Genomic DNA, 20,471 nt, shown 5'->3' with positions numbered 1-20,471 from the left:
AGGTTGATATGATCTAAGACAAACATTTTTTTCGATGTTAATTGTGGTTGTAAATCGTGATTAACTACTGTTGTTTAGATGTTAATAAACAAATTTTGTGGCTTGTTAGAATATAACTTGGATCACCTTTAATTGTTCTAGTTGCATATAGTGGTGTTGTTTTATAAATCGTGAGTGTTTTTTGTACTTTGGAAGGGAACGTGTAACGAACTGGGTATTTATCGGAGTAAAGAGGTGAGAATCTTAGCTTTTAAGCTTACTTACATTTAAAGGTTACTTATGTTTAACGCCTACTTATTTCCCATAAGTAAGCGCTAAAACACAAGTTGGCACTCAAATATAATTAGGTTTAAAAATAGCGAGCGAGTTTAGTTTATATCAACGTCAGGAGTGTCATTTGAATACGTTGGCAGCTCAGAACAGATAACCTTCTTACAAAAATGAATCATCCCATAGCGAGTAATGAGTAAAAACTCTTCTCTATTCAATGGAATGTAAGGCATGGCGTCAGAAGATAGGGTAGACCCTTCACTTATCATCACCTTTTCGTAAAACGACAACTCGCGATTCGGGATGATTTGTTGGTGTTGGTTCTCATCCAGTGAGATGTCGTGTTGAGTGACAGAGTAAGATCCCGATGACGTAAAGCCGACTTGCTTAGTCGATACGTACAATAGGTCATAACTGTCATTCTTCTTAAACTCGATGTTAATAGCAGACTGGTTATGAATCATATTATTGGACGGGTTAATAATCGATGCTGTATTTGCTAAATAATGCCCTTCAAGATGTGACTTGGGAATAAAGGTAGAAACCCAGCCGACTAATACGCCAAGCAGTACCACAAAAATTGCTGTATTCGTTTTATTATTCACAAGTCACTCCTTTAAATCCGGCAGGGAAGCTCAGAGATTTTCCTGAATTATCGATGATGATTTTTCGTCCCTTATATTCATAAAGCGTTACGTTGAATAACTCATTAAAAGTGAATTCGTCGGATTCGATTCTACAAGAGATAAAATGCTGACCCACGAGATCTTCGCCTAGGCTATTTCTATCTAAATAAGAAAACAAATAATGGGATAAACCTGCAGCCACTACAAATAATGCAACCAGTGCTAATAGACTGTTTGTTTTTTTCGTAGCGGCCGTTGTCTTGGTTGTTGAGCTTTCAGGCGCTGTGTTGCTTTCAGGTTGTGTCGGTTCTTGCTTTGGTTGCGATTGAATTTGACGCAGCGCGCGTTCTTTGTCTTGTGTCACTTGTCCTGCAAATCGGTAACCTTTACCGCGCTCAGTGACGATGATCATCCCACTCTTATCTTCTAACGCTTTTCGGCAAATCGAGATGGTTTGCATTAGGCTGCCATCTTCAACGTATATACCTTTAGACACCCACACCTGTTCAATAAGAACTTGGCGAGTGATCACCTCATTAGGTCTCGAGATAAAAAACTTAAGTAGCTCTGATTCATTAGAACCTATTGGGTAGGTACGGCCCGTCTTAAAGTGATGGATTTCACTCTCTTCTAAATTGACCTGTATATCATCATTGATAATAAATTCAGCAGACATCTGGGTTCTCATTGTTATAAGCGTTCTAACCTAAATATAACAAATCTTACAACAAACATAAACTTACTGATTTCATCGTCTTTGATATTTAAGTATCTGAATTTATGTTGATTATTAACCTGATTAGATTTCCTTATATACCTTTTTGAGGTTGTTTAATGCGGTTTCAGGTGCTTGCCGTTAGTAGCTATTGGATCATTAACGGGTGACGCTGATTTAGTGGGTGTGGGTTAATTGCTCAAATTTCTTACGTAGTTTTATCAACGTGTCATTCCAACTCTGTGTTGCCTTGCTCTCTACGAATAAAAAGTCGAGCTTACCTCCGACTCCATCGGCAACTCAAATAACGATAAATCGCATGACCACACCAGTTAAATGCGAAAGCTACGAAGGAGCTGTTTTGAAAGATTTCAATAAGCCATATATATGTGGACTAATTACGCTTGCCTTGCTCGGCTGTCAGTCTGAAGACTCGACTCAAGAGGCCGTTTCGGTATTGGTTCCCTACAACATTAATGAACTACCAAAACCAAACGATGGGTATGGGTATGACGACGATGGAACAATATCCGGTGTCGGTGAAGACGCTGCCGCAATGTCATCGACCAATGATGCTTATTATCAGGACTACAACAATTCATACGCAGCCCTAGACGGTTGGGGACTTTGTGCAGAACCGATTTTAATTCCGCTTCAAAGTGTTAATTCGGACAAACGTTATCCACTCAATAACGAAACCTTAGCCGGGAATGTTGTATTAATTGATGACCTAACAGGCGAAGAAGTTATCACTCAAATATCCGCTAATGGTTCCAATATTAAAATTCAATGTGAATCAGGCTTAGCTGAGAGTCGTACTTATTCGATTGTAGTAACGGATGGGGTAAAAACTGAATTTAATGAGCCTTTAAAAGCAGATGCTAGCTTTGATGATTTGATTTATTCAGACGTTCCATTAAATAGCGAAAAAGAAGAAGTCCTTCAAGAGCAAGTATTGAGCGCTATTGATTCATATTATGCGTTATATCCAGATAACGGTATTCCTGTATATGCAGCTCAATTTAAAACTCAGAGTTCTTATTCGTCACTAGACGCAATGAGGAATAACCACGTCAAGTTTAATACTAGATTCTTAGATGGTTATGACACGGTTCGCGAGTTTAATGGGGATTACAATCAGTATTCTAAGAAGTTAAGAATACCATCTTATCTACCTTTTACTCAGGCTCGAGAATCCGAGTGCCTTGTTGATGAGTTTGATCCAAAAGAAAATTGTCCTCCTTTATATGAATGGATAACTAATCAAGAAGGTGGTTTCCCGACCGCAGCAATGCCAGAACCAAAGGTAATAGAATTTCTCGATATAACTGCTGACATCTATCTACCTAATTATGCTGATACGCCTAGGCCGAAAGATACCTCTATTGGGTTCCCGACTGCGATATTTATCCACGGTGTTACTGCAGAGCGCGGCACTGCTTCTTTGATGGCGGCCGAGTACACAAAAAAAGGCTATGCCGTTGTTGCTATCGATATGCCATATCACGGGGAAAGAATGCGCTATGACAATACCGATCCAGACGGTGAGGGGCCAGAGAAAGGGGTAGAGATTAGTGCTAGAGCAGACAAGGCGTTCTTCATCAATATTGATTCCCCTTTAGCACTGCGTTCTAACCTTCAGCAATCAGTGTCTGACTTTTTAGGTCTTCGTTATGCGCTAAGCCAAGAAGCTTGGGTGAAAAAAGATGACGTTCACTTAATTGGACAATCGCTGGGCGGCATTATGTCGGTAATGGTGAGTGAGTTTAGCCAAGCAAACCCTGATTTTCACTCGGATACTAATTCTAATTTTGAATTCAATACGGTGAACTTTGTTGTTCCGGGGCAGGGGCTAACCAACTTGGTTCTGTCTTCTCAAACCTTAGGCCCTGAAATGTCTGAAGGTGTTAAGAAGTCTCCAGATGTTCAGCGCGGCATTGCTGAAACTGTCATACCAGATACATGTACAACAGAAGCAACAAATCAGCAGTGCATTGAAGCGCTCCGTGAGTTTGTAGAGCTTTCATCTGACAACGCGCTGCTTGTCAGCCAGCTAGAGAATGACATCTTTGATTTAGTTGTGACAGACCTTAAACAAGGGGTTCAAGCCACAATTGATAGTGCAGACCCTGCTAGTTTTATCTCTCGCCAAGTCGCTGCTGAGCAACCAACTCTTTTGTTAGCTGCCGTTGGAGATTGCGGGGAGACTTGTGACGTTGGTGTTGATTACGTCCCAGATAGCGTAATTCCGAATACCGCGCCAGATAACATTCGTACTGGTACTGAACCACTGATTACTGCGCTTGGCTTAGACCCAATAACAGGTACCTCAGAAAATATTAATGAAAAGCGTGGAGCCGTGAGAACAACTACCGGCGGGCATGGTACGTATTTGTTCCCCTATGAAGGTCCCGTTGATGAAAATGGCTTGCCGGGCACACCAGGTGAAAACATGTCAGACGTTCGTGAAGCGGTGGGCACTCAACAAATTGCCGTTGCTTCTATGGTAATGAGTGACGGTTCAGTAGTCGTCATTAATAACGAAGAGCATATCGAAACAGAGGTGCCTCAAGATGAAGAATAAACTTTTATTGGGCACTGCCGCTGCTCTTGTTCCTTGCCTGACTAATGCGGCTGGATTTCAACTTAACGCGCAGTCTGCAACAGGCTTAGGCCGTGCATTCGCTGGTGATGCTGTGATGGCAGATAGCGCTGCGATTGTTGCTAAGAACAGTGCTGCGATGGCTTACATCGAGCAACCAACACTCTCTGTCGGCGCTATCTATATCGATAGTGGTATTGATGTGTCTAGTGTTAGCTACACACCAATGAAAGGCGATACAGAAACACTCGATGATCAATCTCTAGACGCAGGGACATTAGTTCCGAACATTCATTATGTGCATCCTATCGAAGGTTCTAAGTTCACTCTGGGCGCAACAGTCCATTCCAATTTCGGTACTGACGTAGAGTTTGACGAGTCGTTTGAAGCGGATGAGTTTGGAGGCAAAACGGCGCTTTCCAGTATCAATGTTGGCTTCGCTGTGGCTTATGAGTTGTCTGAAAAAATCAATTTGGGCGCAGGGCTAGATGTTATTTACGGTGAGGGTGAAATATACCGCCAAAACTTGTTAAACGTAGATGCCGATGGCTTCGGTTTGGGGGCTAACGTTGGGGCGACCTACCAAGTCAATGAACATAACAAGTTTGGTATTACTTACCGTTACAGCCCCGATATTGAAGTGGAAGGTGACATTACCAGAGGCGGTGTCCCTGCCGACAAGATGAATGTTCCGTTACCAGACACTCTAGAGTTTTCCGGTTGGCACCAGCTCAACGAACAGTGGGCTTTTCACTATAGCCTGCAGTGGGTGAACTGGTCTGAATTTGATTCGCTAACATCTGAATCTTATGACGACTCAATTAAAGAGTATCAATGGAAAGACGCAGGACATGTTTCTGTCGGTGGTACGTACACCATGTCGAAAGACATCGTTCTACGAGCTGGCTACATGTACGACATTTCCCCAACTGACGAACTCACGTCGTTATCAATTCCTGATGTTAACCGTCATTGGCTAACGGTCGGAGGGACATATAACTTCACGGCTGCCAGTTCTGTGGATATTGGTGTCGGTTTTATCATCGGAGAATCACAAGATATTGACGAAAGCCTGACGACGATCCCAGAAACGAGTTCCAATATAACTGCTGATGTGACCGCCGATGCTCTCTTGCTCGGTGTTCAGTATCAGCATCGTTTTTAACTTTTACTTTGGAGTTCAGAACGTAAAAATTTAGGAATCATATAAAAATTGCAGGGCTCGACAGTGAGTTGAGCCCTTTTCTCATTATTAGCTGTTTTAGCATTATTTAAATAGCTGGAAGCTCATTAAGTAAGAAATAGCTGCTTAGAAAAACGTTTTAATTCAGACGAATTCAACGGTTATGGTTATTAAAAATGAAATTTACAAAGCTTAGTAAAACAATCTGTTTGGCACTGTTTGCCTTACATATCTCTCCATCGTTTGCCCAAAACTCAAACTTAATTCCTGTGACTATCGAAAAAGCTCACAAACAAGCATTCACTTCTTCAATCAACGAGGTTGGCAAAATCAGGGCAACGGATTCTGCTGCATTGACATTTAGTGCCTCCGACAAAATTCTCAACATCCATTTCAAAGATGGAGATTCAGTTAAAAAAGGCGAACTGATCGCTCAACTGGACAATACCAAAGCGAAAGCCGATTTAGACAAAGCAAGAAGCTCTCTAGCGTTAGCAAAGTCGAAATTAAAGCGAGTACAAGAATTACTAAAGAAACAGCCTGACTCTATGTCTCAACAAGATGTGGAAGAGCTGGGCGAACAGGCGAACCTAGCCGCAGCTGATTTCCGTCAGAAAGAAGCGCTGATGAATGACTATTTATTGGTAGCGCCATTTGATGGGCAGCTAACTAACTTCACTCACTCAGTGGGCAGTAAGATTGATAGCGCAACCGCGTTGGTCAGTTTGATCAAACTCGATCCTGTTGAAGTTCAATATTCCATTGGCCAGTCGGATTTAGGAAATGCAAAGCTGGGGCAGAATGTTTCCATCCAAGTTGATGCATTTGTCGATGAAGCATTTTCTGGTGTGGTGGATTACATTGCGCCGGCGGTGGACGAAAGCTCGGGCCGTGTAGAAGTTCACGCGCACGTGACTAACCCAGAGCATCGCTTAGTTCCGGGTATGTTTGCCAAAGTAAGTCAGATGACCAGCGAAGATTCAACGCAGATGGTGGTTTCTCAAAACTCCGTTCAAGCAAAAGATGCAGAGCGTTTTGTTTGGGTCGTGAATGGTGAAAAAATCGAGCAACGCATTGTCGAATTAGGCGTGAATACTAACGATGGTTACGTTGTTGTAGAGAAAGGCTTGAAACTTGGCGATAACGTCGTTGTGACGGGACAACAGAACCTTAAGAAAGCGTCGTTAGTTAAGGTCATGAACCCAAATGCTGAACAGAAAACTGTTGAGCTAATCACGGAACCGACAAGCAAAGATAACACTCAACAGACCGCTGAGCCTAAAGTAGAAAAGACCGTAACACAGGTGGACGAAGCACATCCAATTGAACCTTCGGTTGATTGGACGGAAGCATCGAAAGGTGTAGATGAAGCGATCAACGAAAACAGCGAGCAAGCAGAGACTAGCGCGACTGTTGAGGATTCATCAAGCGAAACTCAAAGCAAGGAAACTCACAGTAAGGAAACACTAAGCAAGGAAGCTGTAACGAAGGAGAATCTGAATGAAGCTTCCTGAGATTTGTATCAAGCACCCTGTGTTTGCGTCAGTTCTGAGCATCACCATTGTTTTGCTTGGGCTTTTGTCATTTCAAAAGCTCTCAATCCAATACTTTCCAGAACATAAAACACCGTCAGCAACGGTAACGGCTGCGATCAATGGCGCGAGCGCTGAGTTTATGTCGCGCAATGTGGCAGATAAGCTTATTACTGCTGCAACGGGCCTCGACAGCGTGAAAACCATGACGACGGACTGTCAGGAAGGCACGTGTAATCTAAAAATCATCTTTGAAGATGACATTAATGACGTCGAATACACCAGCTTGATGAACAACCTGCGCAGCAGCGTCGAAGCGATTGGTGATTTCCCACCGAGTATGACGGATAAGCCAACGGTCACGGATGATTCTTCTGACACCAGTATGCCGAGTAACATCATCACGTTTGTGAATACTGGCAAGATGTCTAAGCAAGACATGTACGACTACATTAGCCAGCAAGTCGTGCCTCAATTTAAGCACATCCAAGGTGTGGGTGGTATTTGGGGGCCGTATGGTGGCAGCGAAAAAGCGGTGCGTGTTTGGTTGCAACCGGATCGCATGATGGCGCTCAATATGAGTGCATCCGATGTTGTTGGAACATTGAGCTCATACAATGCAACGTTTACCGCCGGTACCATCAAGGGGCAGGTGCGAGATTTCTCCATCAACCCAGTCAACCAAGTAACCAGCGTTGATGATGTACGAGACTTAGTGGTTCGTGTTGATAACGGCAAGATCATTCGTATCGGTGATATTGCTGAAGTCAAAATGGGTGAGGAGAGCCTTACACCAAGTATTCTGCGTGTAGATGACAATCTAGCGATGTCGATTCAGGTGTTGCCACTGAAAAGTGAAAACCCAGTAACCGTTGCGAATAAAGTTAAGAAACAGATTGATGTGATTCAGCCTCAGTTGCCAGAAGGCATTGAGATGAAGATGGTCTACAACCAAGCGGATTTCATTAAAACCGCAATTGATGAGGGCTTCATGACTTTAGTTGAAGCGATTGTTCTGGTTTCAGCGGTTGTGGTTCTGTTCCTTGGCTCTTTTCGAGTTGCTTCAATTCCGATCATCACCATTCCTGTGTGCGTAATAGGCGTATTTGCTGTCATGCATTTACTTGGATTTAGCATCAACGTACTGACGATTCTCGCTATCATTCTCGCCATTGGTTTGGTGGTTGATGATGCGATTGTTGTGGCTGAAAACTGTTACCGTCATATCGAAGAAGGTGAAACGCCATTCAATGCTGCAATTAAAGGGTGTCGAGAGATTGTCTTCCCTGTGATTGCGATGACGCTGACTTTGGCGGTTGTTTACTTACCAATTGGCTTGATGGCAGGCCTAACTGCCGATCTATTCAGGCAGTTCGCGTTCACGCTTGCAGCAGCGGTGATCATTTCTGGATTTGTGGCGTTAACGCTCTCACCAATGATGAGTGCTTACTTAATGAAGCCAGTATCAACTCCGGCGAAGTGGTATCAAAAAGTTGATGCGAAACTGAATGTGCTATCGGATTTATACACCAAAGAGCTAGGTAAATGGTTTGATCGTAAGGCTCTGATGAGTGGTATTGCTTTAGTGCTGATCGCTTTATCGGCCTTAGCGGTTTGGAAAATGCCTCAAGTGTTGCTTCCAACCGAAGATACCGGTTTTGTTGAGGTGACGTCTACGCCACCAACAGGTGTTGGTCGTCAGTACCATCTAGATAACAACGAGCAACTGAACAGTGTGTTCAAAGGTAATAGTTTAGTAGAAGCGAACTTATCTTACATTGAAGGTACACCGACCAATCATGTTCTATTGAAACCATGGGGTGAACGTGACCAGTCAGCGGATGAATTGGTAAACGAGTTTATTGCTAAAGCACAAAGTTCGGTCTCTGCTTACGGCATGTCTTTCAAGGTTCGCTCAGCAGATAACTTGAACATCGCTACCAACATGACCCTTGAACTGACGACGGTTAACCGTGATACCACTGTGCTGTCTGAAACTGCGAGCGAAGTCGTTAAGGCGCTTGAGGATTACGAGGGTGTGACCAACATTAAGAACTCAATGTTGCGTGACCAATTACGTTATGATTTGTCGATTGATCGCAATGCGATTGTATTGTCTGGTGTTGATTACGGTAACGTAACCAATGCGTTATCGACGTTCCTTGGTTCTGTTAAAGCCGCAGATTTGCAAGCGGACGACGGTTATACATACCCAATTCAAGTTCAAGTAAACCGAAGTGATCTTGGTGATTTCAAGGTGCTTGATAAGTTGTATGTGGATTCACAGTCGGGGCAAAGGCTTCCTTTATCCCAGTTTGTATCAATCAAACAAGTGACATCGGAATCTAACTTCAAGACGTTCATGGGTAAAGACAGCGCTGAAATCACCGCGGACTTGATGCCCGGATATACGGCGAGCGACGTGAAGGCATATATTGATGAGACGGTACCAAGCCTGTTGAAACCTGCTCAGAGCTACGAGTTCAATGGCATCGTTAAAGATTTGGTTGATTCAACCGCGGGCGCACAAGTGCTGTTCGTATTGGCGTTGATTTTTATCTTCTTGATTTTGGCGGCGCAGTTTGAAAGCTTTGTCGACCCGATGATCATCTTGCTGACCGTTCCACTGTGTATTGTGGGCGCAATATTGACACTTTCGGTATTTGGCCAAAGCCTGAATATTTACTCGAAGATAGGATTGCTGACACTGGTTGGTCTCGTGACCAAACACGGTATTTTGCTGGTGGAGTTTGCTAACGAGAAACGCAAATCTGGCGCGAGTGCCAAAGAAGCTGCGATCAGCAGTGCACGTTCAAGGCTGCGTCCAATCTTGATGACCTCACTGACGATGATCCTCGGTTCATTGCCATTGGCACTGGCGGATGGCCCGGGTTCATTAGGTCGAATCAATATTGGTTTGGTATTAGTCGGAGGTTTGACTGCCGGAACCTTCTTCTCATTGTTCTTAGTGCCAGTGGCTTACGTTGGCATGGCGAATCTAAAACAGATGGACATACTGACTCGATTGAGAACGAAACCCGCATAACTCGCCATATAGATTGACCCGTCAATTGAAGTGAAAACTAAAACGCGCCCACCATGAACCATGGTAGGCGCGTTTTGTATTTATTATCTCAATTGCCTAGAACGGGGCAAAATTGTCATGTACCACTGTTGGTACTGTCCAGCGTTTATGCGCATCTATAGGCTCTAGTACCGAGTTGTGGTGTGGTATTTGTCCACGGTCGCCATACAACCACAATACCAAGTTCGAACGTTCACCACTTGTTATCGGCAGCGCCGCATGGGCAACGTTTCCTCGATGAATCATAGCGACACCGGGCGTGAATGTCGTTTCGTTCATCTTACCCGTAGCAGGGTCATAAAAGTTAAGTTCTGAGCCTGAAAACTCTTCATCTGGCATATTTACGTTAATGTTGAGAGTGACCGAAGACGCATCAGTATGCAGGCGTAAAGACGTATCTTTGTTCGCTTGATACTGAATCGAGAACCCAAAAGTTTGCGTGTCGTAACCCATGATTTCAGGGAACAATAAACGAGCAATAGGGCGCATGTAACTGTCGAGTAAATCTCGGTAAAACGTTTGGAAACTTGGCGCGGCTAGATAACCTTCAGAACGGCTGTCTAACATTGCTCCACCGCGGTTAAGCACTATGCCGTATGGTGGGCGCAGCGGGATTTGAGCATTCGAAACCGCTTCCAAGTAATCACGCAATTCAGCAAGACGTTCAGCATCAAAGAACTGGAACTTAAATACTCCAGGAGAGATTTCTTCGAGTAAGTCTTTTACCGCGATTTCTTTCGTTGGATCTTGCCAAGCTTCTCTAACAGCTTCACGCAGGCGGGCATCTAACAGTGAATCATCGAAATCCAATTGGCTGCCTTCCGCACTTGCTTCCCTTTCTTTCCAAGCTTCGCTGAACAAGCCCTTATTGTTGTCCCAAAACTGTTGTACAGAAGGAGCTCGTTGAAGCATCGCTTCTCGTGTCGGTAAATCGATGGCGCGTGCGCGCTCTAGTTGATTAGATAACATAATGTGTTCGCTCCTTTTGTTTGCTTGCAACCAATCTATTACACCAAGGTTTGTAGATAAACGGGGCGCTGGGCAAAACAGAATTAACGTTTTCTATATAATCAGCGTAAAGGAGGGGTTACTTTAAGAAGCTGTCAGTCCTTGCTTAGACGTGGTCATTGAACAATGAACGCAAGGTTTGCTTAGCGAGTTGCGATGTCGTGGGCGTATCAGTGATAAAACAGCGTATGGATGAGATAGCCACACGCCGTTTTCAAGTATCAGTAGTGATTCGAGACACAACTGGTGGAGTGACTTTCTATCTATGATCAATATTGATCTTCGAGAAGCTGACCGAGAATACTTGACCAGCAAACTCTCTTGATGGCTTTATTTGGGCGTAAAGACCGGCTTTAAAGTAGTACTCTTCCTCTAACCATGCTTTTGACAACGTAACCTTGTTGCCATCACGATCTTCTGTTTCTATGCCCCATGGTAAGAACTGTTCTGTTAATTCATTATTAATGAGTGTTGAAAGGTTAATACCTTGGTCATCAAGACGAATCGTGTAATCCCAATCCAGGTTTGCAGGTGCAACCCCTAGGTTGACACTGAATGGCTGACAGTCGCTACACATCTTGTTTCCTGGTAGAAATGAATCGTTCAGAACAACGCGTACCGGTTTTTTTTCACCATCCCACTGCAATTTGACCAGCGCTTGCTTAATGTCCTTGCCATGGATTTGGCCAAGAACCACTTTAGGGTCGCTGCCTGTTGCATCTTTATTCGGAAATTGGTCAACGCTTAATGTCGCTTTTAATTCGTGCGTTCCGGTTACTGCCCAGTTTTGCTCTTTAGTACTGCAACGATTTTCTGATTCAAAGTTGTAAAGCTCACGAAGCTCTGAGCGAACGTACTTTGTGTTTGGCGTTGTGGAAACTTGGCCGCCAAGATCTACAGTGAACTTGAGACGTTCTTTACTGTTAACCGATTCACGCGAAAACCAAGGGAGATGAGTGTCGTTGGTTAGATACTCTTTACCATTACACTCTTGTGGGATGAGCTCCGCTGCGCTAGTGCGGCCATTGTTATAGTAATCATCACCACTTACTGGAAGGGTAATCTTCCATTGCTCGATGTTCCAATTGCAATCGGTGCATGTTTTAAGCTCTGCTTGTTCGCTTTTAGCGTTGGCTTCACAGCCAGCGAGTAATAATCCACTAGAGATAAACGCAGCAATTTTGAGGTATTTTAAAGGTTGTTGATAGTTGAACATAAAAATGATTTGTAATACAAAAGGTGAGCGAACTTTATCGATAAACGATGAGTTTTTCATTGGATAAAGAGCGGTTTTACATTTTGTTGACAGAGCTTTGTGCTACCGATTCCAAAAGCACATCTCAATACAATTTTCCTAGTTATGGAACTAGAGATAGGGTCAATGAGGTTGGTTTTCGCATACGGATTAGTAATGACTTTCTGAACGATCACGCAAATCCTTTTGCATGTTCGATGGGGGAAGCGTTGTTTAGAAATCGTAGTTGAGATTCATTGAGCTATAGATTTCGGCGTTACTTTGGTCTGATGCGACAGTGGTGTTGTAGATGTATTCGGTATCAAAAGTTAGCGCCAAATTGCCCATTAAGATGTTCTTTAGATAGCCTTTAAGGTTGTAATTGGTGTTCTCTTCACCGTAAGCCATGTTAGCCGTTGCCCCCATAGAAAACGTTTCTGTTAGGATTAATGATCCATCAATATTGGCATTGACGATCAGTTCATAGTTCTCTTTGTTTGGAAACTCTTCATCAGAAGACTGTCGCTTACTGATTCGGTAACCCGGACCGGCAGATCCTTGGAGTTTGATTCTTTCTGTATCATAAAAGTGGCGACCCAACCCTGTAGCCGTTATGAATTGCTTACGATAAGTACCAAAGTGGTCGTGTTCAAAACGTGTTGTGGCGACCAAATAGGTGACTTCGTTCAAGTTATAGCTGATGCCATAGTTGGTGGTATAGCGATTGGTGCCGTCTTCGTCGTTTTCTGCATCGGTATAGTAGGTATCAAACTGAACTCGTTGGCCCCAGTTCTCTTTTTTGTATCCAACAGAGATTCCAGAATTGATCGACAAAGATGAGCTGGTGTTTTGTGAGTAGATAAAACCGAGCTTGGTCAGGGTCGTAAAAGGAGATTCTTCAGCTTCTTCTTTTAACTCAGAACCTTCGCTTAATACGACGTCGCCTTCGAGTACCACTTCTTCAACCTCTTCTCCAAATACGGGCATAGAGAACGCGATGAGAAATAAAGGCAGCTTTGCTCGGGATCGTGTGTATGAAACTGTATTGGTTAATGGGCGCGTTGTTTGTGGGATAGCGTGTGTCGACATAATGATTTGGTATATAAGGTGATTGAACACGACGAACGCAAGGCTAGTCGTGAAGAGTCGTCAATGATTGAATCGAAAATGCGCGTGAGTTATGACGCCATAGGCAAAGGCGAAAAAATCGTTTTTATCGCAGAGAATCCGCTACCTCGATGAGGATTGAAATCTTCAATGTAGACAAAGAATTCAAGTATCTCAGAGGGTTTATCGTCTTCGATTAACAAGAACTCAAGTAGTCCTTGTTCGACATGGCATGAAACGATGGTCTCGCTCGATTGATCTGCTGAAATCTGATCAACATTGATCAGGACGCTCGTCTCGGGTAACACATTGAAAGCATCTTGCGCGCACTTAAGAATACAGCTGCAGACATACTCTCGATATAAGGTATTGCTTTCCGAAAGAGACATCGTTTCAAGCTTCACTTCGCCTTGGCACAATACCTTTTTTTCTTTAGGGATCACGTTATGCTTATTGACCTGAATATTGACCTCCAGCAGGTGACCATTCTTATAGGTATTGAAGTTATGGTTAATCAGCTTAGTGTCGACTACCGCGGCGTTAATCGGGTTCTGTTGAGCTTCGGAAAGGGCTGATAGTTTTGCTTCACTATCGTTGTTTAAAATACCTTTCGATAATTGATTGCCCTTGGCCCAGTAGCTGTAGTTTTGAACCCAATGCACAAACTCTGTCTTGTATTGCTCGATGTCTTGTTCGGCGGCACGCTCTATATTGTTGGTGAGGGTATAGAGCTTCGACTTGTTTCCTAGCAGCATATCTAGCCAGTTAGGCTTGTACTCATCGAGTGCTTCCATTGCTTTGACTTTATGATCGAATCGAACCGTTGGCATTGTCGGTGCAGGTTCCATCGCAATCGACTCCCAATTCATTTTTGGGGTCGGAATGGTATGCACGGATTGGATTAAGTGGAGGTGCTGATTGAATAAGCTCACTTCACTTACAGCGTCCTCAAGTTGTTTGGTATTCATCTACATTCCTGTCGACTGTTGTTCTTGTAATTTGGCGCTTAGTTTATGGTCAAAGCGCGCGAACAGTATTTAAATGAATGTGAATGATCTTTCGTGAGGTTGCTTGATATTGATTTAGGAATATTTTGGAGAGAAAGTTGGGTTTACTATTGAGATAACAGCATAGAAACACAGAGAGCAAGGCGCTCTCTGTGTTGGTCATTTTGCTACTATCGAAACTTGCTGATGAGCATTATCTCTGGCGTCTTGCGACCAAAGTAAATCGGTAATCGTTAGACGTGAAGTAGTTGCGGCTGTATTCAAACACCGTGTTATTGGCGAGGTAACCGCGAGTACGTTTTTCAATGATAGGCTGAGCTGGGTCAATACCTAACTGTTTAGCAACGTCTTCAGGTGGAAGAATCGGCACCAGTTCTTGCTCACTTCGATCAATCACCATGCCTTTGGTGTTCTCAATAAAGTCGTATTTTGATGTCTGCATCACTTGATAGGTGAGATCTGGGAATAGGGCAACAGGTAACCAAGTTTCTTCAACCGTGATTGGATTGTTGTCTATGAAACGAACACGTTTTACGTAGAAAACCAATTCGCCTTCTTTGATATCTAAATGTTCAGACATCGCCAAAGAACACGGCTTCATTTCAAAGGCCAGAACTTCACTGTGTGTAACCACATCCAAATGCGCCCACTTTTCTTGAAAGCTCGACTGTTTGTAGATGTCGTAATTGATCTTGTTCTCTTTGACGTAAGTGCCGCTGCCTTGAACGCTTTCAAGCTCATCGTTTTCGATCAGTAGTTTCAGCGCTTGTCTAACCGTTACACGACTGACCGAGAATACTTCACGCAATTGCGCTTCTGTTGGGAGTGCTTCTCCAACTTTATATTCTCCAGAACTGATCTTTTCTCTTATTGCATCGGCGATTTGGCGATACATAGGGAGTCTTGCCATTTTTGCCTCATTTGTGCGCTAGGACAACTAGACTTTGATTAAGAACCTGTACCTTAAATACGTAAATTTGCTCTATATAAGCCTTGCTTTAAAGGTTAGTGTGAGCATCGTATCGGCGTTTTGTGGTACATATAATACAAATTAAACGATACATAACAAGCTTTCTTAAAGGATTTACCAATACGATTTAAATACAAATTAAATACAAATATGTATTGGTGAGATCGTGATCACGGATTAAATGTCTTGAAGTTGTATTATTCTTCTCGTCGGCAGGGACGACTGTCGTACTAATCCGTGACTATGGGACAAAGGTTATGAAACTTACTACTCTAACGAATAAGTCGCTCGTAAATCTGCAAACTACGTTTAGCAGTCGAGAAGAAGCGATTTACGCACTTGCTGACCAACTGGATCAGCAAGGCAAACTGCATAACAAGCAAGAGTATCTTGATGCAGTATTTGCTCGTGAAGAGCAAGGCCCGACAGCGCTTGGTGAAGGCCTAGCAGTACCGCATGGCAAGACTGACGCGGTTAAAGAAGCTGGCTTCGCTGTAGCAACGCTTAAAGAAGACATGAAATGGAAAGGCTTGGATGAAGACGAAGATGTAAATCTTATCTTCCTAATTGCGATTCCAAATGCAGAAGCGGGTTCTACCCACATGCATCTGCTCACTGCATTGACAACTACATTGGTTGATGACGATGTTCGCGAAGCGGTATTAAAAGCGACAACCGCTGAAGAAATCTTTGCGCTTCTTGATGGCGACAATCAACAAGAAGAAAAACAAGACAACTTAGATACAAATGCGCCGACAATTGTATGTGTTACTGCTTGCCCTGCTGGCATTGCTCATACCTATATGGCGGCAGAATATCTTGAAAAGGCGGGCAAAAAGCTTGGCTATAACGTGCATGTTGAAAAACAGGGCGCAAACGGTATTGAAGATCGCTTAACGGCTGAGCAATTAAACAATGCAGTGGCTTGTGTATTTGCTGCTGAAGTTGCGATTAAAGAATCTGAGCGCTTTAACGGCATTCCTCGTGTAGAAACGCCAGTTGCAGAACCGATTAAACACGGTGAACGCATTTTAAACGAAGCGATCGAAGAGTCGAAAAAAGGCAACGGTGCAGAGCGTAAAGTAGCTACTGATGATAAACCGAAGAAACTGCCGTTGAAAACTGAGCTTAAACAAGCACTGCTTTCTGGTATTTCTTACGCGGTTCCTCTTATCGTTGCTGGTGGTACTGTTCTTGCGGTTGCTGTTCTTATCGCGCAAATTTTTGACCTGCAAGAGCTCTACGCAACAAAAGATTCTTGGCTATGGATGTATCGCAAACTAGGTGGCGGCCTACTGGGTACATTGATGGTGCCAGTACTGGCAGCTTACACAGCTTACTCATTAGCAGATAAACCGGCACTTGGTCCTGGTTTTGCCGCAGGTATTGCAGCAAACATCATTGGCTCTGGTTTCCTAGGCGGTGTTGTTGGTGGTTTGATTGCTGGTTACGTGATGCGTTGGGTAAAAGAGCATGTTCGCTTAGGCCCTGCGTTTAACGGCTTCCTCACTTTCTACCTTTACCCTGTAATCGGTACTTTGGTGGCAGGTAGCTTGATGCTATTTGTTATAGGTAAACCTGTAGCGTTCCTAAACCAAGGTCTAACGGACTGGTTGAACGGTATGTCAGGCACCAATGCGCTGTTATTGGGTGCGATTCTTGGTCTGTTTGTATCATTCGATTTAGGTGGTCCGGTAAACAAAGCCGCTTACGCATTCTGTTTAGGTGCAATGGCGAACGGTGTTTATGGCCCATACGCAATCTTTGGTTCAGTAAAAATGGTATCAGCGTTCACCGTAACGGCTTCAACCATGATCGCTCCACGCCTATTTAAAGACTTTGAGATTGAAACCGGTAAATCTACATGGCTACTTGGCCTAGCGGGTATTACCGAAGGTGCGATCCCAATGGCGATTGAAGATCCAATCCGTGTAATCGGCTCATTCTTACTAGGATCAGTGGTTACAGGTGCGATGGTTGGTGCGGCAGGTATTGGTCTATCGACTCCGGGTGCAGGTATCTTCTCTATCTTCTTGTTACACGATTCAGGTTTGGGCGCATTCTCTGCTGCTGCAATCTGGTTCGGTGCTGCGATTGTCGGCACAGTGATTTCAACTGTTACTCTTCTGATGTGGCGTGGTCATGCTGTAAAAAAGGGTAAGTTTGAAGCAAGTACTGCAACACAGAACTAACTGAATTTTGAGCTCACTTATAGCTCGTAAGTAAAAACACCATATAAAAAATAACGAACAACTTGGCTGTCCTAAATACCTGTGCTCCTAACGGTTTTATTCACACAGATTCTGGGCGTGGTTTTCTGCACCCTAAATTTAGTGGCAGCCAATTTCAACCCCTTGAAAAACTTTAATTTAGTCGTATTTGAGTGCGAATTTTAGATTTACTCGAAACGACACATTTAGGTAAATGATTATGACTACATCACGCGTACATATTACTCCACACATGCACTGGGATCGTGAATGGTATTTCACAACAGAAGAGTCTCGTATTCTTCTAGTGAACAACATGGAAGAAATCATGAACCGCCTGGAGAGTGATCCAGAATACAAATACTACGTTCTAGATGGTCAAACAGCCGTTCTAGAAGATTACTTCGCAATCAAACCAGAGAACACAGAACGCGTAAGAGCATTGGTTGAAGCGGGCAAGCTAATTATTGGCCCTTGGTATTCTCAAACCGACACAATGCAAGTTTCTGGTGAGTCGATTGTGCGTAACATGATGTATGGCATTCGTGACTGTATGAAATTTGGCGATGCAATGAAGATCGGTTACCTACCAGATTCATTCAGCATGAGCTCACAGCTGCCGATGATCTACAACGGTTTCGACATCACGCGTGCAATGTTCTGGCGTGGTTGTTCAGAGCGTCATGGCACGAATAAAACAGAATTCTTATGGCAGTCTAATGACGGCAGTGAAGTGACTGCACAAGTGCTTCCACTGGGTTACGCGATTGGTAAATACCTTCCGCAAGATGAAGAAGGTCTACGCGCTCGTTTAGATAAGTACTTCCCAGTGCTAGAAAAACCATCGGTAACGAAAGACATCCTATTACCGAACGGCCACGATCAAATGCCGATTCAGAAAGACATCTTTGAAGTAATGGACAAACTTCGCGAAATCTACCCAGATCGCGAATTCTCAATGAGTCGCTTTGAAGAAGTGTTCGAAAAAGTAGAAGCGGCACGCGACCAACTCGACACAATCAAAGGCGAATTCAACGACGGCAAATACATGCGTGTTCACCGTACGATTTCTTCTACTCGTATGGACATCAAACTGATCCACGCTGAAATCGAAAACAAGATTGTAAATATCTTAGAACCGCTAGCATCTATCGCTTGGACATTAGGCTTTGAATACCACCACGGTTTGATTGAGAAAATGTGGAAAGAGAGCATGAAGAACCACGCTCATGACTCGATTGGCTGCTGCTGTTCTGACAAGGTTCACGCTGAGATCCTTAACCGTTACATCCTTGCGGACGACATGGCGACCAACCTGATTCATTTCTACAAGCGTAAGATTGTTGACCACATGCCGGATCGCGAAGGTTGCGACAAACTGGCGATGTTTAACCTTTCTCCATACGAGCGTGAAGAAGTGGTGAACACAACCATTACTATCCGTGCTCAAGAATTCTCAATCTTTGATGAAAACGAAAACCCAGTTGAGTACTTCATCCAAGACAAGCGCCAAATTGACCCGGGTAAAGTAGACCGCCAAATCGTTCACTACGGTAACTACGACCCGTTCATGGAGTTTGATATTCAAATCAAACGTAGTGTTCCAGCAATGGGCTTCACCACGTTACACATCCAAGGTAACGAGAAGGGTGCAGTAAAAGTTGCAGAACAAAAAGACTACTTACTAGAGAACGAGTACTACCGAATCAATGTAAACGACAACGGTACTCTGACTATTTTCGATAAAGAGACAGAGCAAGTATTCGACCAAGTCCTTCGTTTAGAAGACGGTTCTGATGACGGCGATGAGTACGATTACTCTCCATCTCGTCAAGAGTGGTTACTGTACTCAGATGAATTCCCAGTCGAAACATCGATTGATCACCAAGGCTTCCAATCGGTAGCGAACATCGCTTTCCGAATGAACGTACCTGCAAACCTTGCAGAGCGTGAAGAACGCACGGGTCAAAACGGATTCGTTGAAGCGCAATGCCAAGTGGTATTGAAGCAAGGTTCTCGCCGCATTGAAGTACGTATGGAACTAGACAACCAAGCCGACGACCACCGTGTACGTGTCTTAGTACCAACGCCATTCGTTTCTGAAACTGTGGTTGCGGATAACCAGTTCGGTTGTATTACTCGACCAACCAATGACCCAGCAATGGCGGTTTGGGAAGAAGAGAAGTGGAAAGAAGCACCGGTTCCGGTTTACCAACTGATGAACTTCGCTGCGTTAGAAAACGGTAACGCGGGCATGGCAATCATGTCGAATGGTCTACGTGAATTTGAAGTGATTGCATCTCAAGGTGACGAAAACCGAGATACCTTCGCATTGACACTATTCCGTGGTATCGGCGTGTTGGGTAAAGAAGAGCTATTGCTTCGTCCGGGCCGTCCATCAGGAATCAAGATCCCGACACCAGATTCACAAGTGCGCGGCAAGTTAGTGTGTGAATTCACGTTGTGCGGTTTCTCTGGTAACCATATTGACGCGAACATCATGGCGCAAGCACGTGACAATGTCACTCAAATCGAATGCTACAACAAGATCCCTTACAACGCGATGAAGCTAAACGTGGGTGAGCAGAACCTACCTATGAGTTTTAGCCTTCTGTCTAAGCAACAATCAGGCGCTGTGCTGAGTGTGCTGAAGAAAGCGGAAGATGAAGATGCGTTGATCATGCGTGTCTACAACCCGGCAGAAACAGGCTCTGTGTCAGATTCAATCTCCTTCACTCAAACCGTTTCAAGCTGGAAAGAGACAAGCATGGACGAGCGAGTACGCGAAGGTGATGTAGCAACAGAAACCTTTGGTGACTTGTCTTTTGGCGACTTATCTTTTGGTGAATTGGCATCTTGCCAAGCAAAAACATTCCAAATCAAATTCTAATTTCAATTACCCGCTCACCTTGGTGGGCGGGA

General features: G+C 43.9%; 13 protein-coding genes. 6 read left to right on the top strand and 7 right to left on the bottom strand.

Going from position 1 to position 20,471, the window contains the following annotated elements; all coding sequences use genetic code 11:
* Positions 1-368: 368 nt before the first annotated feature.
* Positions 369-875 carry a hypothetical protein gene (locus ACED42_RS08610; protein ID WP_050634228.1) on the bottom strand — a complete coding sequence of 169 codons (507 nt, stop codon included), beginning with the start codon at positions 873-875 and terminating at the stop codon, positions 369-371.
* A complete protein-coding gene (locus ACED42_RS08605) occupies positions 868-1,572 on the bottom strand; it encodes a transcriptional regulator (protein WP_371702177.1) in 705 nt (234 codons plus the stop codon). Before ACED42_RS08605 ends, ACED42_RS08610 begins: the two co-directional genes overlap by 8 nt.
* A gap of 358 nt (positions 1,573-1,930) precedes the next feature.
* Between ACED42_RS08605 and ACED42_RS08600 the strand changes: the two genes are divergently transcribed.
* The 4 genes from ACED42_RS08600 (at position 1,931) to ACED42_RS08585 (ending at position 9,974) form a co-directional block, all read left to right on the top strand.
* Positions 1,931-4,195 carry a lipase gene (locus ACED42_RS08600; protein ID WP_371702176.1) on the top strand — a complete coding sequence of 755 codons (2,265 nt, stop codon included), beginning with the start codon at positions 1,931-1,933 and terminating at the stop codon, positions 4,193-4,195.
* On the top strand, positions 4,185-5,378 hold the full coding sequence (locus ACED42_RS08595) for an outer membrane protein transport protein (protein ID WP_371702174.1): 1,194 nt from the start codon (positions 4,185-4,187) through the stop codon (positions 5,376-5,378). Before ACED42_RS08600 ends, ACED42_RS08595 begins: the two co-directional genes overlap by 11 nt.
* A 194-nt stretch (positions 5,379-5,572) precedes the next feature.
* A complete protein-coding gene (locus ACED42_RS08590; RefSeq protein ID WP_371702172.1) occupies positions 5,573-6,910 on the top strand; it encodes an efflux RND transporter periplasmic adaptor subunit in 1,338 nt (445 codons plus the stop codon).
* Positions 6,897-9,974 carry an efflux RND transporter permease subunit gene (locus ACED42_RS08585; RefSeq protein ID WP_371702171.1) on the top strand — a complete coding sequence of 1,026 codons (3,078 nt, stop codon included), beginning with the start codon at positions 6,897-6,899 and terminating at the stop codon, positions 9,972-9,974. Before ACED42_RS08590 ends, ACED42_RS08585 begins: the two co-directional genes overlap by 14 nt.
* Positions 9,975-10,070: 96 nt before the next feature.
* Here ACED42_RS08585 and ACED42_RS08580 read toward each other — a convergent pair whose 3' ends face one another.
* The 5 genes from ACED42_RS08580 to ACED42_RS08560 form a co-directional block, all read right to left on the bottom strand.
* On the bottom strand, positions 10,071-10,982 hold the full coding sequence (locus ACED42_RS08580) for a 2OG-Fe(II) oxygenase (RefSeq protein WP_371702169.1): 912 nt from the start codon (positions 10,980-10,982) through the stop codon (positions 10,071-10,073).
* 298 nt (positions 10,983-11,280) lie between these two features.
* The gene (locus ACED42_RS08575) at positions 11,281-12,297 is read right to left on the bottom strand and encodes a polysaccharide lyase family 7 protein (protein ID WP_371702167.1); all 1,017 of its coding nucleotides are present in this window, start codon (positions 12,295-12,297) and stop codon (positions 11,281-11,283) included.
* 192 nt (positions 12,298-12,489) lie between these two features.
* Positions 12,490-13,242, bottom strand: coding sequence for a DUF481 domain-containing protein (locus tag ACED42_RS08570; protein ID WP_371702206.1), 753 nt, complete (start codon positions 13,240-13,242; stop codon positions 12,490-12,492).
* Positions 13,243-13,433: 191 nt separating this feature from the next.
* Entirely contained in the window at positions 13,434-14,330 is an 897-nt protein-coding gene (locus tag ACED42_RS08565) for a hypothetical protein (protein WP_371702165.1), read from the bottom strand.
* Positions 14,331-14,562: 232 nt separating this feature from the next.
* Positions 14,563-15,279 carry a GntR family transcriptional regulator gene (locus ACED42_RS08560; RefSeq protein ID WP_009845448.1) on the bottom strand — a complete coding sequence of 239 codons (717 nt, stop codon included), beginning with the start codon at positions 15,277-15,279 and terminating at the stop codon, positions 14,563-14,565.
* A 317-nt stretch (positions 15,280-15,596) separates the two neighbouring features.
* Here ACED42_RS08560 and mngA point away from each other — a divergent pair, with 317 nt between their 5' ends.
* Positions 15,597-17,531: a PTS 2-O-a-mannosyl-D-glycerate transporter subunit IIABC gene (mngA, locus tag ACED42_RS08555; RefSeq protein WP_054545553.1), complete on the top strand. Its 1,935-nt coding sequence runs from the start codon at positions 15,597-15,599 to the stop codon at positions 17,529-17,531.
* Between the two features lie 238 nt (positions 17,532-17,769).
* On the top strand, positions 17,770-20,439 hold the full coding sequence (mngB, locus tag ACED42_RS08550) for a mannosylglycerate hydrolase (protein ID WP_371702163.1): 2,670 nt from the start codon (positions 17,770-17,772) through the stop codon (positions 20,437-20,439).
* The last annotated feature ends 32 nt before the right edge of the window (positions 20,440-20,471 follow it).

This window comes from Vibrio sp. FF145, assembly GCF_041439075.1.
In the GTDB taxonomy this organism is placed as follows: domain Bacteria; phylum Pseudomonadota; class Gammaproteobacteria; order Enterobacterales; family Vibrionaceae; genus Vibrio; species Vibrio tasmaniensis_A.
The sequence above is the reverse complement of the archived record's forward strand: the minus strand, read 5'-3'. Positions and strand labels throughout refer to the sequence as shown.